The 16,460-nt window shown below is 63.3% G+C and carries 7 protein-coding genes; 2 read left to right on the top strand and 5 right to left on the bottom strand.

The genetic code is table 11. From position 1 onward, the window contains the following. Positions 1-3 precede the first annotated feature (3 nt). Together ACZ9A3_RS14215 and ACZ9A3_RS14210 are read left to right on the top strand one after the other, a co-directional pair. Complete coding sequence (locus ACZ9A3_RS14215; protein ID WP_476252832.1) at positions 4-9,171, top strand: amino acid adenylation domain-containing protein; 9,168 nt, start codon at positions 4-6, stop codon at positions 9,169-9,171. A 65-nt stretch (positions 9,172-9,236) separates the two neighbouring features. Next, positions 9,237-10,196 carry an alpha/beta hydrolase gene (locus ACZ9A3_RS14210; RefSeq protein WP_258594146.1) on the top strand — a complete coding sequence of 320 codons (960 nt, stop codon included), beginning with the start codon at positions 9,237-9,239 and terminating at the stop codon, positions 10,194-10,196. 75 nt (positions 10,197-10,271) lie between these two features. Here the strand turns inward: ACZ9A3_RS14210 and ACZ9A3_RS14205 are convergent, their stop codons facing one another. The 5 genes from ACZ9A3_RS14205 to ACZ9A3_RS14185 all read right to left on the bottom strand — a co-directional run bounded on the left by ACZ9A3_RS14205 (position 10,272) and on the right by ACZ9A3_RS14185 (position 16,444). Then, positions 10,272-12,263 carry a TonB-dependent siderophore receptor gene (locus ACZ9A3_RS14205; RefSeq protein WP_476252831.1) on the bottom strand — a complete coding sequence of 664 codons (1,992 nt, stop codon included), beginning with the start codon at positions 12,261-12,263 and terminating at the stop codon, positions 10,272-10,274. Positions 12,264-12,309: 46 nt separating this feature from the next. Next, complete coding sequence (locus tag ACZ9A3_RS14200) at positions 12,310-12,975, bottom strand: STN domain-containing protein (protein ID WP_476252830.1); 666 nt, start codon at positions 12,973-12,975, stop codon at positions 12,310-12,312. After that, complete coding sequence (locus ACZ9A3_RS14195) at positions 12,972-13,340, bottom strand: STN domain-containing protein (protein ID WP_476252829.1); 369 nt, start codon at positions 13,338-13,340, stop codon at positions 12,972-12,974. The genes ACZ9A3_RS14200 and ACZ9A3_RS14195 overlap by 4 nt, the downstream gene beginning before the upstream one ends. A 93-nt stretch (positions 13,341-13,433) precedes the next feature. After that, entirely contained in the window at positions 13,434-15,083 is a 1,650-nt protein-coding gene (locus tag ACZ9A3_RS14190) for a cyclic peptide export ABC transporter (RefSeq protein ID WP_123565538.1), read from the bottom strand. A gap of 14 nt (positions 15,084-15,097) precedes the next feature. Then, the gene (locus ACZ9A3_RS14185; RefSeq protein ID WP_093381099.1) at positions 15,098-16,444 is read right to left on the bottom strand and encodes a lysine N(6)-hydroxylase/L-ornithine N(5)-oxygenase family protein; all 1,347 of its coding nucleotides are present in this window, start codon (positions 16,442-16,444) and stop codon (positions 15,098-15,100) included. Positions 16,445-16,460 lie beyond the last annotated feature (16 nt).

Genomic DNA, 16,460 nt, shown 5'->3' with positions numbered 1-16,460 from the left:
GGTGTGCAAGAGCTGATCGGGGCAGTTGGAGCGCTTTCGTCGAAGGAACGCAAAGCCTTGGCGATACTGCTGAAGCAAAAAGGGATCAACCTCTTCAATGTCGCGCCGATTTTCAAGCGCAAAGCCGACGAGCCCTTGTTGTTGTCCTATGCGCAGGAGCGCCAGTGGTTTCTCTGGCAGATGGAGCCAGACAGCGCCAACTACCATATTCCACTCGCGCTGCGCCTGCGCGGCGAGCTCGACCTTGGCGCCTTGCAGCGCAGTGTCGAGGCGTTGCATCTGCGCCATGAAGCGTTGCGCACCACCTTTGTCGACGACGACCTGCAGGCCCTGCAGGTCGTCCACCCGTCCATGACTGCGGACTTCACCTGCCTGGACTGGTCGAACGAGCCAGCGTCGGCGCGTTCTGAGGCGCGGCTGAAGGCCTTCGTCGAGGAGCAGGTCGGCCAGCTGTTCGATTTACGCCAGGGGCCGCTGTTGCGCGTCTGCCTGCTGCGCCTTGATGTCGATGATCACGTATTGCTGCTCATCCAGCACCATATTGTCTCTGACGGTTGGTCCATGGAGATCCTGCTGCGCGAGATCATCGAGTACTACAGCGCGTTCACCCAGGGCCGGGCCCCGGACCTTGCGCCGCTGCCGATCCAGTACGCTGACTACGCCCTCTGGCAGCGCCAGTGGATGGAGGCAGGTGAACGTGAGCGGCAACTGGCCTACTGGACTGCGCAGCTGGGTAGCGAGCATCCCTTGCTTGAACTGCCCACTGACCGACCGCGTCCGGCTGAGCAAAGTTATCGCGGTGCGCGGCTGGCGCTAAGCCTGCCCGATGGCCTGGCCGATGCGCTCAAGCGTTTCGCCGGGCAGGAGAATGTCACCCTGTTCACCCTGCTGCTGAGCAGCTTCGAGCTGTTGCTGCACCGCTACAGTGGCCAGGCCGAGATTCGTGTCGGGGTACCCTCGGCCAACCGCAACCGGGTGGAGACCGAGGGGCTGATCGGTTTTTTCGTCAACACCCAGGTGATCAAGGCTTGCTTTGACGATCAGCTGACCTTCCGCCAGTTGCTGCAGGCCGTGCACCAGACAGTGCTCGATGCCCAGACTCATCAGGATTTGCCGTTCGAACAACTGGTCGAGGCGTTGCGCCCGGAGCGCAGCCTCAGCCACAGCCCGCTGTTCCAGGTCATGTACAACCACCAGAGCGACGCGCGCAAGCGTCACCAGCTGGCGGGGCAGGGCGGGCCCCTGACGATCGAGGCGCTGGCGTGGGAAAAGCACACCGCTCAGTTCGACCTGATGCTCGATACCCATGACAGCCCGAGCGGGCTTGCCGCCGGCCTGACCTACGCCAGCGACCTGTTTGAACGCGCGACCGTCGAGCGCATGGCTGCGCACTGGCTGGGCCTGTTGCAGGCGATAGTGCAACAGCCCGATCAGCGCGTCGCGGCCATGCCCCTGCTCGACAGCGATCAGTGGCAGCAACAGGTCGTGCGCTGGAACGACACGGCGATGGACTACCCCTTGGCGTGCTGCGTGCATCAGTTGATCGAACAACAGGCGCACGCCACACCCGACCGGGTAGCCCTGGTCCTGGGCGCTGCGCAGCTCAGTTACCGCCAGCTCAATGAAGTCGCCAACCAGTGGGCACACCGCTTGCTGGGCGCAGGTGTCGGGCCCGATGTGCTGGTGGGTATTGCCGCCGAACGCAGCCTGGAAATGGTTATCGGCCTGCTGGCGGTGCTCAAGGCTGGCGGCGCTTATGTACCGCTGGACCCGGATTATCCCGCGGAGCGCCTGGCCTACATGATGCAGGACAGCGGCATGCGCCTGCTGCTGAGCCAACAATCGGTACGTGAGCGCTTGCCGGTGCCGGCCGATATCGAATGCCTGCTGCTCGATCAACCTCAGGATGGCTGGCCTGTCAGCAACCCGGCGTGCTACCCGCACCCGCAGAACCTGGCCTATGTCATCTACACCTCCGGCTCCACGGGCAAGCCAAAAGGCGCGGCCAACCGCCACCTGGCCCTGACCAACCGGCTGTGCTGGATGCAACAGGCCTATGGCCTGGGCGAACAGGACCGGGTCTTGCAGAAGACGCCGTTCAGCTTCGACGTTTCGGTGTGGGAGTTTTTCTGGCCGCTGATGACGGGGGCACGCCTGGTGCTGGCGGCGCCGGGTGATCACAAGGATCCTGCGCGGCTGATCGAGGTCATCCGCCGTGAGCAGATAACCACGTTGCACTTTGTGCCCTCGATGCTGCAGGTGTTCATGCTCGATGACCAGGCGGGTCTGTGCACCTCGCTGAGCCGAGTGATTTGCAGTGGCGAGGCGTTGCCGGCGGATGCCCAGCAACAGGTTCTGAGCCGCTTGCCGCAAGCCAGCTTGTACAACTTGTATGGACCGACCGAAGCGGCAATCGATGTTACCCACTGGACCTGTCGCGACGAAGGCCGCGACAGCGTGCCGATTGGCCAGCCGATTGCCAACCTTGGCACCTATGTGCTGGACGACGAGCTGACGCCGGTGCCCGTGGGGGTAACGGGTGAGCTGTACCTGGCCGGTATCGGGCTTGCGCGCGGCTATCATCGCCGTCCGGGCCTGAGCGCCGAACGGTTTGTCGTCAGCCCGTTCGCCAGCGGCGAGCGTATGTACCGCACCGGCGACCTGGCGCGTCAGCGCAGTGACGGGGTGATCGAGTACCGCGGGCGGATCGACCATCAGGTAAAAATCCGTGGGCTGCGCATTGAGCTGGGCGAGATCGAGGCACGCTTGCTGGAACAGGATGAAATCCACGAGGCGGTTGTTCTGGCCGTTGCCACTGGCAATGGCCAGCAACTGGTGGCGTATCTGGTGCCGGCCCGGCGCGACTGGCCTGGCGACGACCGCCAGCGCCAGGCGCAGGCGCGCGAGCTGCTGCGGTCGCGCTTGCTGGCGGTCTTGCCCGACTACATGGTACCCAGCCAACTGATGTTCCTCGACAGCCTGCCGTTGAGCCCCAACGGCAAGCTGGAACGCCGGGCGCTGCCGGTGCCTGATGCAGAGCAGATGCAGCAGGCCTATGTAGCCCCGGGCAGTGCCGTGGAAGTGGCGCTGGCGGCGCTTTGGCAAGAGGTGCTCAAGGTTGAACGGGTGGGTCTGAACGACAACTTTTTCGAACTCGGCGGCGACTCCATCGTGTCCATTCAACTGGTCAGCCGCGCGCGGCGCCAGGGCATCGTGTTCACCCCCAAAGAGCTGTTCCAGCACCAGACGGTGCAGAGCCTGGCGGCTGTCGCCCGGTCTCGCGAGGTCGGCGAAGGCGACGCAGTGGACCAGGGCCTGGTCAGTGGCGCGGCGTTGCTGCTGCCGATCCACCAGGCGTTTTTTGCCAGCGACATCCCCCAGCGTCACCAGTGGAACCAGTCGGTGCTGCTCAAGCCATCGCAGCCGCTGCAGGCCGACCTGCTGGAGCGTGCGCTGCAAGCGTTGGTGATGCACCACGATGTCTTGCGTTCGTGCTTCAGCGCCGAACAGGTGCGCTATCTGCAGCCCGAGCGCCTGCTTGCGCACTGGGCGCAGGCCCCGCTGCTGTGGCAAACCGCGCCAGTCGACCTGGCCGCGCTTTCAGTCGACTGCGACGAGGCCCAGCGCAGCCTGCAACCGGCACAAGGGCAGTTGCTGCGGGCGCTGTTGGCGACCCTGGGCGACGGTCAGCAACGGCTGTTGCTGGTGGTCCACCACCTGGCCGTGGATGGTGTGTCCTGGCGCATCCTGTTCGAAGACCTGCAACAGGCCTACACACAGTTGGCGGCAGGCCAGCCAGTGGCCTTGCCGGCCAAGACCACTTCGGTCAAAGCCTGGGCCGAACGTCTGCAAACCTATGCGCGGGGCGACAACCTGCAGGCGCAGCTCGGCTACTGGCAGCAGCAGTTGCAGGGCGCATGCGCCGAGCTGCCCCAGGATCACGCCGACGGCACGCTGCTCAGTCGCGACGCACTTACGCTGTACAGCCAGTTGAGCCCGCAGCTGACGCGCAAGCTGCTGCAGCAGGCCCCCGCGGCTTACCGCACGCAGATCAACGACCTGCTGCTGGCAGCCCTGGCCAGGGTGTTGCAGCGCTGGACCGGCGCCGACCATTGCCTGATCCAGCTTGAAGGCCATGGCCGTGAAGAGCTGTTCGATGAGGTCGACCTGACCCGCACCCTGGGTTGGTTCACCAGCATGTTTGCGCTCAAGTTGCAGGCCTTCGAGCAGTGGAGCGACACCCTCAAGGGGATCAAGGAGCAACTGCGGGCGGTGCCGGACAAAGGCATCGGCTACGGGGTGCTGCGTTACCTGGGTGATCAGCCGGCGCGTGAAAGCCTGGCGCAATTGCCGGTGCCGCGGGTGACCTTCAACTACCTTGGGCAGTTCGACGCCAGTTTCAGCAGCGATCAGGCACTGTTCGTTCCCGCCGCTGAAAACCGAGGGCTTGAGCGCAGCCTGGACGCGCCGCTGGGCAACTGGTTGAGCCTCAATGGCCAGGTGTACGACTCGGCCTTGAGCATAGGCTGGACCTTCAGCCGCAGCATGTTCGATGAGGCGACGATCGCGCACCTGGCCGCGCAGTACAGCGAGGAGCTCGAGCGTCTGATCGAGCATTGCTGCGATCAGGGCGTTGGCGCGGTGACCCCCTCGGACTTCCCGCTGGCGCAGGTTTCGCAGGCCTGGCTTGACCAACTGCCGATTGCCGCCGGCGAAATCGAAGACATCTACCCGCTCTCGCCGATGCAGCAGGGCATGCTCCTGCACACCCTGGAAGACAACGAGTCGGCGCTTTACATCAACCAGGTGCAGTTGCCGGTGCAGGGCCTGGATGTCGAGCGATTCTGCCAGGCCTGGCAGGCGGCAATCGACCGCCACGAGGCCCTGCGTACCAGCTTTCATTGGCCCGATCGGCAGACGCCGGCGCTGCAAGTCGTGCAGCGCCGGGTCAAGCTGCACGTACAGACCCTCGACTGGCAGGATCAACCCTGGGATGAACAGCGTGTCGCGCAATGTGCCAGCGCCGAACGGGCCCGCGGCTTTGATATCGGCGCCGCGCCGTTGCTGCGCCTGTTGCTGATTGGTACCGGCCCCGGGCAATACCGGATGATCTGGACCAGCCATCACATCCTGATGGATGGCTGGAGCAATTCACGTCTGCTCGCAGAAGTGCTGCAGCACTACTGTGGCGCGCAGGTTGCGGCGCCAGGCGGGCGCTTTCGCGACTTCATCGGCTGGCTGCAGGGGCAGGACGCCAAGGGCCTCGAACAGTTCTGGAAGCAGCGCCTGCAGGCCTTGGTCGAGCCGACTTCGCTGAGCCAGGCGGTGCATCCGCGGCACAGCAGCAGCGAGCCCGGTCACCGGGCGCTGTACACCCGCTGGGATGCAGCGCGCACTGCACGGTTGCAACAGGTGTGCCGTGACTTGCGTATCACCCCCAACACCCTGATTCAGGGCGCCTGGCTGCTCTTGCTGCAACGCTACACGCGCCAGGACACCGTGGTGTTCGGCGCCACGGTTGCCGGGCGACCGGAGGGCCTGGCCAATGCCGACACCCTGCTGGGCCTGTTTATCAATACCTTGCCAGTCATTCACCGCATCAGGCCGGAACAAGCGCTGGATGCCTGGTTGCGCGACCTGCAAGCCTACAACCTGGACGTGCGCGATCATTCCCATGTGCCGCTGGCGGATATCCAGCGTTGGGCAGGCATGGGCGGACAGGCGTTGTTCGACAGCATCATTGTGTTCGAGAACTACCCGATCGATGAGCGGCTTGGCGAGGCCCGGGACAGCGGCCTGCACTTTGGCGAGTCACGCAATCACGATGTCACCAACTTCCCGATGGACCTGGCCGTCCACCTCAACGACAGCCTGTCGATCGAATACCTGCATTTGCGCAGTGCCTTCAGTGAGCAGGCCGTCGAGGGCATCCGTCACGCCATGGAGGGGCTACTGACGGCCATGCTCGAGACACCGCTGCAGCGGGTGGGTAACCTGCAACGCCTGGATACCGCGCAGTGGCAGCAACTGCAGGCCTGGGGGGCACAGCCGGCGCGGCAGTACCGTCCGCTGTCGGTGGTCGAGCTGATTGACGAACAGGCCCGGCGTCAGCCCGGGGCGATTGCGGTGGAATGTGCGGGGCAGCGCCTGGACTATGCCGCCCTGCAGCGCCAGAGCAATGCTCTGGCCGCGACCTTGATGGCGCAGGGCGCGGGCCCTGAAGTTCTGCTCGGGGTGGCCCTGGAGCGTTCGCCGCAGATGATCGTGGCACTGCTGGCCGTGCTCAAGTGCGGCGCGGCGTATGTGCCGCTGGACATCGATTACCCGAGCGAGCGCCTGGCCTACATGATCGAGGACTCGGGCATGGCCCTGGTCATTACCCACAGCGATCTGCTCGGGCGCCTGCCGCTGCCGGCGCTGTTGCCACGGGTAGAGATGGATCGACTGCCGCTCGATGAACAGCGCGTCGGGCCAGCGCTTGCCTGCGGCGATGATCGCAACCTGGCGTACCTGATCTACACCTCCGGTTCCACCGGTCAACCCAAGGGCGTGGCGGTTACCCGCGGGCCCTTGAGCATGCACTGCCAGGCGATTATCGAACGCTACGAAATGAACGCCAGCACCCGCGAACTGCACTTTATGTCGTTTGCCTTCGACGGTGCCCATGAGCGTTGGTTGAGCGTCCTCGGCAGCGGCGGGGCGCTGGTCATTCGCGACGCCGAACTGTGGACACCGGAGCAGACGTTCAAGGCCCTTGGGCAGCAGGCAATCACCATCGCCTGCTTCCCGCCGGCCTACCTCAAGCAGGTTGCCGAGTATGCCCGCCAGTGTGGCGAGCCTGCGCCTGCGGTGAACATCTACTGCTTTGGCGGCGACGCCGTACCCGAACAGACCTTCGAGCTGGTCAAGGCAGCATTGCGCCCGCAGTACTTCACCAATGGCTACGGACCGACTGAGACCGTGGTCACCCCGCTGCTATGGAAAGTGCCGGCCGATTCGACCTGTGAAGCTGCGTATGCACCGATCGGCCGCGCGGTCGGCTTGCGCGCCTTGCAGGTCCTGGACGATGACCTCAACCCGTTGCCTGCAGGCTTCGCCGGCGAGCTGTACATTGGTGGCGAGGGGGTCGCCCGAGGCTACCATCGTCGCCCGGGCCTGACCGCCGAGCGCTTCGTACCGGACCCTTTCGGCCAGCCAGGAACCCGGGCTTACCGCAGTGGTGACCTGGTGCGCCTGCGTGAGGACGGCATCATCGACTACGTCGGTCGCATCGATCACCAGGTAAAGATTCGCGGCTTTCGCATCGAGCTGGGCGAAGTCGAGGCCTGCCTGCGCCAGCAACCCGGGGTCAGCGATGCGCTGGTCATTGCCCGTGACTTTGCCGCCGGCAAGCGCTTGATTGCCTACGCGGTCACCCCGCACGGCATCGATCAGGGGCCGGCGCTGCTCAGCGGTCTGCGCGCGGTGCTGCCCGACTACATGGTCCCGGCACAGGTTATCTGCCTCGCGGCACTGCCCATCTCGCTCAACGGCAAACTCGACCGCAAGGCCTTGCCAGAGCCGGATTTCAGCGCCGATAGCTACCTGGCCCCGCGCAGCGAGCAAGAACACCTGCTGGCGCAGGTCTGGGCCGAGGTGCTGCAAGTCGACAGGGTTGGCATCAGTGACAACTTCTTCGAGCTGGGCGGCGACTCGATTCTCAGCTTGCAGGTCATTTCCCGCGTGCGTAATCACCCGCAGCTGGACATCAACCTCAAGTTGCGCGACCTGATGCGCTACCAGACCATCGCCGGCCTGTTCGATCAGCAGGTCTTTGCCGGTGCTGCGCAGCAGGAGGACCTGAGCCACCGGGTCAGCGATGGCCGGTTCAGCCTGTTGCCGATCCAGGAATGGTTCTTCGCCCAGAACATGCCAGAGGCGCACCACTTCAACCAGGCATTGATGCTGCGCTCGCGCCAGGCACTCGAGCCGCAGGCGCTGGAGCAGGCTTTGCAGGCTGTGGTGCAGCAGCATGATGGCTTGCGCTTGTGCTTTGCCAAGGAGGGCGAACGTTGGTATCAGGCGTATCGGCCACAGCAGGCCCAGGCCGACAAGCCGCTGCTGGAGCAGGTGAGCGTGGCCGATGAGGCGGCGCTGGAAGACTTGACCGCCCGGGTGCAACGTAGCCTGGACCTGCAGCAAGGGCCATTGATGCGCGCCCTGCATATCACCTTTGCCGGCGAGCAGCGCTTGCTGCTGGTCATTCACCACCTGGCGATTGATACGGTGTCCTGGCGCATCTTGCTGCAGGATTTGCAACAGGCCTACGAGGCTTGCAGCCAGGGCAACAGCCCAGCGTTGCCGATTCGCACCAGCAGCTACCAGGCCTGGGCGACCCGTCTTGAACAACAAGCGCCGCTGCTGGTGGAGCGCGAGCTGGGGTACTGGCTCGAGCAACTGCAAGACTCGGGGCGGCCTTTCCCTTGCGATAACCCCCGCGGCAAGAACCTGGTCGGCTTCCATGCGGTAGAGCGCATGGAACTCGACGCCCAGCGCACCAGCGAACTGTTGACCCAGGTGCCGGCGGTCTACCAGACGCAGATCAATGACCTGTTGCTGGGCGCCTTGAGTCGCGTGCTGTGCCGCTGGACCGGGCAGGATGCGGCGTTGATCCAGCTTGAAGGTCACGGTCGTGAAGACCTGTTCGACGAGCTGGATTTGAGCCGTAGCCTGGGCTGGTTCACCAGCATGTACCCGGTACGCCTGGTGCCCGGTGCCGAGGATGACATCCGCGCCAGCCTGCTCGGGGTTCAGCGCCAGTTGGCGGCAGTCCCCGACAAGGGGCTGGGTTACGGCGTGTTGCGCTACCTGGCGGGCAACAGCCTCAGGCAGCAATTTGCCGGGCTGGCCCAGGCCAGAGTGACGTTCAACTACCTGGGCCAGTTCGACCAGAGCTTTGACGAGCGCGCCTTGTTGGTGCCGGCCGAGCAAAGCGTGGGGGCGTGCTACAGCCTGCAAGCGCCGCTGGGCAACTGGCTGGAGATTGTCGGCCAGGTGTTCGACGGCCGCCTGGCCTTGCGTTGTGTGTTCAGTACCCGGCGCTATCGTCGTGAAACCATTCGCCAGTTGATGGACGACTATCAGCGCGAGCTGCAGGCGATCATCAGCCATTGCCTGGCCCAGGTCGCCTGAGCCGTCAACCTGTGTGCCGGCAAACCCTTGCCGGCACGATTCGATACACCGTTTAGGAAGCTCAAATGTCTTTGCACCCTGATCTTGCTGATTTCCTCGACCTGGCCGAGGAAAGCCGCGGCCCGCTCGATCTGCCTTTTCATCAACAAACCCCGGAGCAGGCCCGGGCCGCGTTCGAGCAGACTACCCAGCAACTGCGCTGGCCCGTCGAGCAGCGGCTCGACTGTCAGGAACTGACGGTCACCAGCCGAGATGGCGGCGCGGTGCCGGTGCGCCTGTATCGTGCCCGGCAATGCGAGGGGGCCTTGCCGTTGCTGGTGTACTTCCACGGCGGTGGCTACGTGGTGGGCAGCTTGGATTCGCACGATGGCGTTTGCCGCGAGTTTGCCGCAGGCGGCCAATGTGCGGTGCTGTCGGTGGGCTACCGGTTGGCGCCCGAACACCGTTTTCCGCAGCCGCTGCTCGATGGCGAGGATGTCCTGGCCTGGTTGCCCGGCCAGGCCCGGGCCCTGCAGCTGGACCTTGCCCGGGTCGCGTTTGCCGGCGACAGTGTCGGCGCGACCATTGCCACCGTGTTGGCGACCCAGGCTGCCCAGGCAGGGCCGGACGCGGCGCTGCAGCCGCGCTTGCAACTCCTGTGCTATCCGGTGACGGATGCCTCCCGGCGCAGCGCCTCCATGGAGCTGTTCGCCGAAGGCTACTTGCTCGAGAGCCAGACGCTGGAGTGGTTCTACCAGCACTACCAGAGTGCTGCGCAAGACCGCTGTGACTGGCGCTTTTCGCCGTTGCTGACAGATAAGCTGAGCAACGTTGCCCCCGCCTGCATTGCCCTGGCCGGGCTTGATCCGCTGCTTGATGAGGGCCGGGCCTATGCACACCGGCTGCAGGAGCAGGGCGTACCTGTAACGCTCAGGGAATACCCCGGCCTGACCCATGACTTTTTGCGCCTGGGCTCGGTGGTTGGCCAGGTCACGGACATCTACACGCAGTTATGCGCAGACCTGCGCCAGGCGTTCGAGCGTTGAGGCAAAGGTTTCACCCTGGCCATGAAAAAGGGGCACTGAACCGACGTTCAGTGCCCCTTTTTCCTGTGCCCTGGATCAGAACGAATACTTGAGGCTGGCCATCACATTGCGCGGCTCGCCGTAGAAGGTCGAACCGTAGGAGCCCATGCCGCTGAAGTACTTGCGGTCGGTCAGGTTGTTGAGGTTGATGTTGCCGCGCAGGTTGTCACTGAAATCGTAACCGGCCAGCAGGCCGACCAGGGTGTAGCCCTTCTGGTCGAAGCGGGCGGGGATTGCGCCGGGGCCAAAGCCCAGGGTGGTGTCGTAGTAGATATTGCTCTGCCACGAGACGTTGCCGCCCACTGTCATGCGGTTGAGCAGGCCGGGCAGGCGATAGGTGGTTGCGAACCGGGCGATCTGTTCAGGCTGGGTGGTGCTGACCTTGTTGCCGTCCTTGTCTTCGGAGGTGCGGTAGGTGTAGCCACCATGAACATTCCAGTCGGGAAGCAGTTCACCCGAGACTTCGATTTCAAAGCCTTTGGTGGTAGCGCCTGACACCGCCTTGTAAGCCGTGGCGTTGGGAATGTCCACACGCAGGCCGTCGGCTTCGGCGACGTTGTCCTGCTTGGAGGTGAACAGCGCGAGGCTGGCGTTCAGGCGGCCCTCGTAGTATTCGCCCTTGATCCCCACTTCGTAGCTTTCACCGGTCAGTGGCTCCAGCGGCGTGCCGTTGCGATCGGGGTTGAACGGTTGCGGTTTGAAGATATCGGCGTAGCTTGCGTAAACGGTGTGGTAGTCGTCCAGGTCATAGGTGATGCCCGCGTAAGGGGTGACCACGCCACTTTCGCGGGAGTTGTAATGGGTGTTGGGGTTGGGCAGCAACGGGTTGAAACCATCCTGGTTCCAGTAGTGGTCGGTCACCCGTGAACCGAGAATCACGTTCAGCCGGTCAGTCGGTTTGAGGATGGTCGCAAAGTACCCGGCACGCTCACGGGCAACGGTGTCGTAAGGCACGGTGAACAGCAGTTTGCTGGGCTTGACCGGATTGTTGTCCCAGTTGAAAAAGTCATCGATCTTGTAACTGCCGAACGAATGGGTGCCGGATTCGTTTTCGTTGCGCGCCCAGTTCAGGCCCATGACCATCTCATGGGTGCGCCCGAACAGCTGGAAAGGACCGGTGGCGTAAGCCGCTACGTCGACTTCCTTGGAGGTCGAGTAGTACTTGCTGGTAAAGGCGTTGGCCGAGTGAGTGACCGCGTCGATCTGGCCATTGGCGGTGGCGGTGAGGTTGTCGACGTCATAGCGGCGGAAATTGGTCTCGACCTTGAGCAGCCAGTCATTTTCAAAGTGGTGTTCGATGTTGGCGAAGTAGCGTTGGGTTTCGGTGTTGCTGTACGACCATTTTGCCCCGGAGTTGGTCGAGCGCGACGGCTTGACCGTCGCGCCGTTGGTGTAGAACGCCGGCAGGTTGGAGTTGGTCGAGCCGTCGGCATTGCCTTTCTGATAGTCCATGCCGAAAGCGAAGGTGGTGCTGTCAGACAGGTCGGCCTCGATGATGCCGTAGAACACGTGGTCTTCACGACGCAGGTAGTCGATGTAGCTTTTTTCATCCTGAGTGGCAGCCACCATCCGGCCACGAATATGCTTGCTGTCGGTCAACGGGCCGGACAGGTCGACTTCGGTGCGGTACTGGTCCCAGCTGCCCGCGCCGGCGGTCACATGCCCCTGGAACTGCGCGGTCGGTTTTTTGCGCACGAAGTTGACCACGCCCGACGGGTAGCCGGTGCCATTGAGCAAGCCGGCCGAGCCGCGCAGGATCTCGATACGGTCGTAAATGGCGGTGCCGATCAAACCGTAGTTGTCGCGCAACGGGGCATTGGTGCTGAGGCTGGGCAGGCCGTCGAACTGAAAGTTGGAAATCTCAAAGCCCCGGGAATAAAAGGTATTGACCTCGGTATTGTCCTGGCTGACCGTCACCCCGGGCGTCTGGTTGAGCACATCGGCGATGCTCAACAGCCCTTGGTCTTCGATCTGCTGACGGGTGATTACGCTGACAGACTGCGGGGTCTTGCGCAGCGACAGGTTCATCTTGGTCGCCGTACTGGTTTCACCGGTGGTGTAGGACCCGGTGCCCTCAGTGGTAAGGCCCCGTTGCGCGACAACTACGCAAGCCGGCCCGAGCCCCTGCTGCACGGACCACGGCCCGACGGGTGACCGTCACCCCGGGCGTCTGGTTGAGCACATCGGCGATGCTCAACAGCCCTTGGTCTTCGATCTGCTGACGGGTGATTACGCTGACAGACTGCGGGGTCTTGCGCAGCGACAGGTTCATCTTGGTCGCCGTACTGGTTTCACCGGTGGTGTAGGACCCGGTGCCCTCAGTGGTAAGGCCCAGGGATGAGCTGTTGACCGTGGTGGCATCCAGGGTCAGGTCGGCGCCGCCCTTGTTGCCATGGATGGTCAGCACATCGCCTTGCAGGTTGTAGCGCACGCTGGTCCCGCCGAGCAGTTCGGCAATCGCCTGGGCAGGCTCCTTGGTGCCGTTCAGTGCGCGGCTTCTAAGCCCGGCGACGTCGTCGGGGCTGTAGAGAATCTGGATGTTGGCCTGGGTGCCGAACGCCTGCAGGGCGCTGGCCAGCGATTGCGCTGGAATTGCAAACGCGACCATCTGCGCATGGGCCTGGGCAGTGACAGCCAGGGCGCTGAGGCCGACCAGGCTGCTCAGTGCCAGTGGCCTGGTTAAAGTCCGACGAATCAGCAAAGCCCTGGTGAAGGGTGGCAAGCGGTATGCAGTGGTCAACGGAGGCTCCAGCGCGAAGGCAAACTCAGCACATCGCCTTGCAGGTTGTAGCGCACGCTGGTCCCGCCGAGCAGTTCGGCAATCGCCTGGGCAGGCTCCTTGGTGCCGTTCAGTGCGCGGCTTCTAAGCCCGGCGACGTCGTCGGGGCTGTAGAGAATCTGGATGTTGGCCTGGGTGCCGAACGCCTGCAGGGCGCTGGCCAGCGATTGCGCTGGAATTGCAAACGCGACCATCTGCGCATGGGCCTGGGCAGTGACAGCCAGGGCGCTGAGGCCGACCAGGCTGCTCAGTGCCAGTGGCCTGGTTAAAGTCCGACGAATCAGCAAAGCCCTGGTGAAGGGTGGCAAGCGGTATGCAGTGGTCAACGGAGGCTCCAGCGCGAAGGCAAACAAGTGAGAATGATTAGTATTTTTTGTAAGACGCTCTAGCAGGCCAAATCCGGAAAACTTTTTTCTTTTTCAAGCCATGGCACGTTCGGCCACGACTTGTCCGTTCTTCATCCGGATCAGTTGATCGGCGATATCGAAGTAACGGTCGTCGTGGGAAATGACAATGATGGTCTTGCCCAGGCGCTTGAGGTCGGGCAACAGTTCGGTGTAGAAAATGCGCCGGAACGTCGGGTCCTGGTCGGCGGCCCATTCATCGAACACCAGCACCGGGCGCTCTTCGATCCAGGCATTGACCAGTGCCAGGCGCTTGCGTTGCCCGGTCGACAGGTCGGTGGTGCTGAAGGCGCCGTCACGGATACTGACTTTGTGAGCGATCTCCAGGCGTTCCAGGTATTGCGAGGCTTGGGCAGGTACCTGCAGGCCGTCATTTACCAGGTCGTCGAACAGGTAATAATCAGCAAAAATGGTGGTGAAGAGCTGCCGGTAGTCATCGCGGGCGCGATCGTCGATGACCTCGCCGTTGAGGCGGATCTGGCCTTGCTGTGGCGGGTAGAGCCCCAGTAACAGCTTGATCAGCGTGGTCTTGCCGCAGCCGTTTTCGCCGACGATGAAGACAATGTCGCCCTGGCGGATATCCAGGTTGACCGGCCCCAGGTGAAAGGGCGCGCAGCCGTCCCGGGTCGGGTAGCTGTGACAGACATCAAGCAGTTGCAGGCGCTCGACGCTCACTGTCGGCGCGCCCTGGTCGCTGAGCAGCAGGTGCGGCTCGGGCGATGAAAACTGCTCGGACAACTCGGCGATCCGGCGAAAGGCGATCTGCGCCCGGCTGACTATGGGCAGGGTGCTGACCAGATGCTCCAGCGGCCCCTTCATGTACAGCAACACCAGCACGAAGCCACTCATTACCGCTTTGTCGGCGCTCGGCCAGAACGACTGCAGGGCCAGGGCCAGGCCGATGACCACGAAGAACAGCATCGAGCCGAGGCTTTTGGCAATCACGAAAGTATTGATCGAGCGAATCTGGGTATTGCAGATATGCTCGGCAACCTTTTGTATCCCCGCGACGAACATGCGCTGGCGCCGGGGGCGGTGGATGCGCAGCTCCTTGGCGCCCTCGGCGATCGCACTGTAGTGTTTCTGCAGTTCATCCTCGGCTTCGCGAGCGGCCATGAAGCCCTTGATGCCACGAGCCCTGGCCACGTACTGGATCACCGTGCCGATGCCGATTGCCAGCAGCATCATGACAAACATTGGCCAGGACAGCATTGCCAGGTAACCCAGGCAGCCCAGGGTCACGGTCAGGGAAATGGCCAGGGGCGCAAAGGCGAAGGCGAACGAGCTGATGGTATCGATGTCGTGGGTCAGCACCGGAATCAAGCGATGGCTGCGGTAGCGTTCGATCTGCCCGATCGGGGCGCTGAGGACCTTTTCCCCCAGCTCCTTGCGCAGGTTGGCGATGATCTTCTGACCGATGCGGTTGCTGCCAATATCGGACAGAATCGAGCTCAGTAACGCCACCACACACAGCCCGGCGAAACTGGCAATCAGCGACGGGCCAAGGCCTTGCGGGCTGTGCAGGCCATCGTTGATGGTCGCCAGCAAGGCGGTGACACTCAAGCCACCGATCATGCCCAGAACAATCGACACGACCACCTGCGGCCAGAAAGGGCGCAACAGCGCCAACAGCTCGCGCATTGCGCCACGGTATTGCTTGCTCATGAAGGGTTCCTGGCTCAGGCGCTGGTCAGCGCAGTCGGCGCATGGGAAGTGGCAAAAGCAGGTACTGCCTGCTTGCCCAGGGTGTCGTACAGCGACTGGCCAATTTCGGCCGCGCGAATCGGCAGCACCGAGAGCAAGGTGTCGCTCAGGCCATGGGTGGCTTCACAGAAACCCTGCAAGTACACCGCGGCCTGCAGGTCGCTACTGGCCAGGGCGCGGTAGTCGCGGCCGACGCTGTAGTCCTCCAGGTAGTCTTGTAGCGGTGCCAGCAGTTCCCGGTGCGAGCGTCGCTCGTAGCCAGTGGCGAGGATCACGGCATCGTAACGATGGGTCTGCTGTTGCCCGGTCGAGAGGTCTTCCAGGGTCAGCTCGATGCCATCGGCGGTGGCGGTGGCCGCCTGCACCTGGCGGCGGCAGAGCACGGCGTGACGGAACTGATGGGCGACCTTCTGGCGATAGAGGATGCCGTAGATGCGCTCAAGCAGGTCGATATCAACGACCGAGTAGTTGGTGTTGTGATATTCGTCAATCAGCTTCTTGCGCTCCGGGCTGCTCTGGTTGAACACCAGGTCGGTGTACACAGGGGCGAAGACTTCGTTGACGAAGGGGCTATCGTCGGCCGGCTTGAGCGCCGAGGCGCGCACAATCATGTCGACCTTGACCGACGCAAAGCTGTCGTTGAGATCGATGAAGGCTTCCGCGGCGCTTTGCCCCGAGCCGATGATCGCAATGCGCATGGCTTTGCCTTCGGTGCAGGGCAAGCCGGCCAGGCTGCTGAGGTAGCGAGAATGGTGGAAGACTCGCGGGTCGTCCTTGAAGGCCGCAAAGATGCTGGGGACTTTCGGTGTGCCGCCACTGCCGACGACCACCGAGCGGGTCAGGCGGCCATGCTCCTGGCCCTGTGCGTCACGCGAAATGACCTTCAGGTGGCGGATCCGGCCGCTGTCGAGCACCGGCTCAATGCGCAGTACTTCTTCGCCGTAGCTGGCCTGCGTGGCGAAGTGCTCGGCGGCCCAGCGCAGGTAGTCGTTGTACTCCAGGCGGCAGGGATAGAAGGTGCCGAGGTTGATGAAGTCGACCAGGCGCTGCTTCTGGTGCAGGTAATTGACGAAGCTGTAGGGGCTGGTGGGGTTGCGCAGCGACACCAGGTCCTTGAGAAAGGAGATTTGCAGTTCGCTCTGGGTCGCCAGGGTGTTGCCGTGCCAGCGGTAGTCCAGCTGCTTGTCGATGAACAGCGCATCCAGCGCGTGACCATTGGTTTGCGCGAGCTCTTCCAGGGCAATGGCCAGGGCCAGATTGGAAGGGCCGAAGCCCACGCCGACGAGGTCGTGGACCTTCTGGGGGAAATGGATCTGGCTCATGCTATCGGTTCCTTCA

Source organism: Pseudomonas sp. TE4620 (genome assembly GCF_056279045.1).
This window is presented reverse-complemented; position numbering and strand designations above follow the sequence as displayed.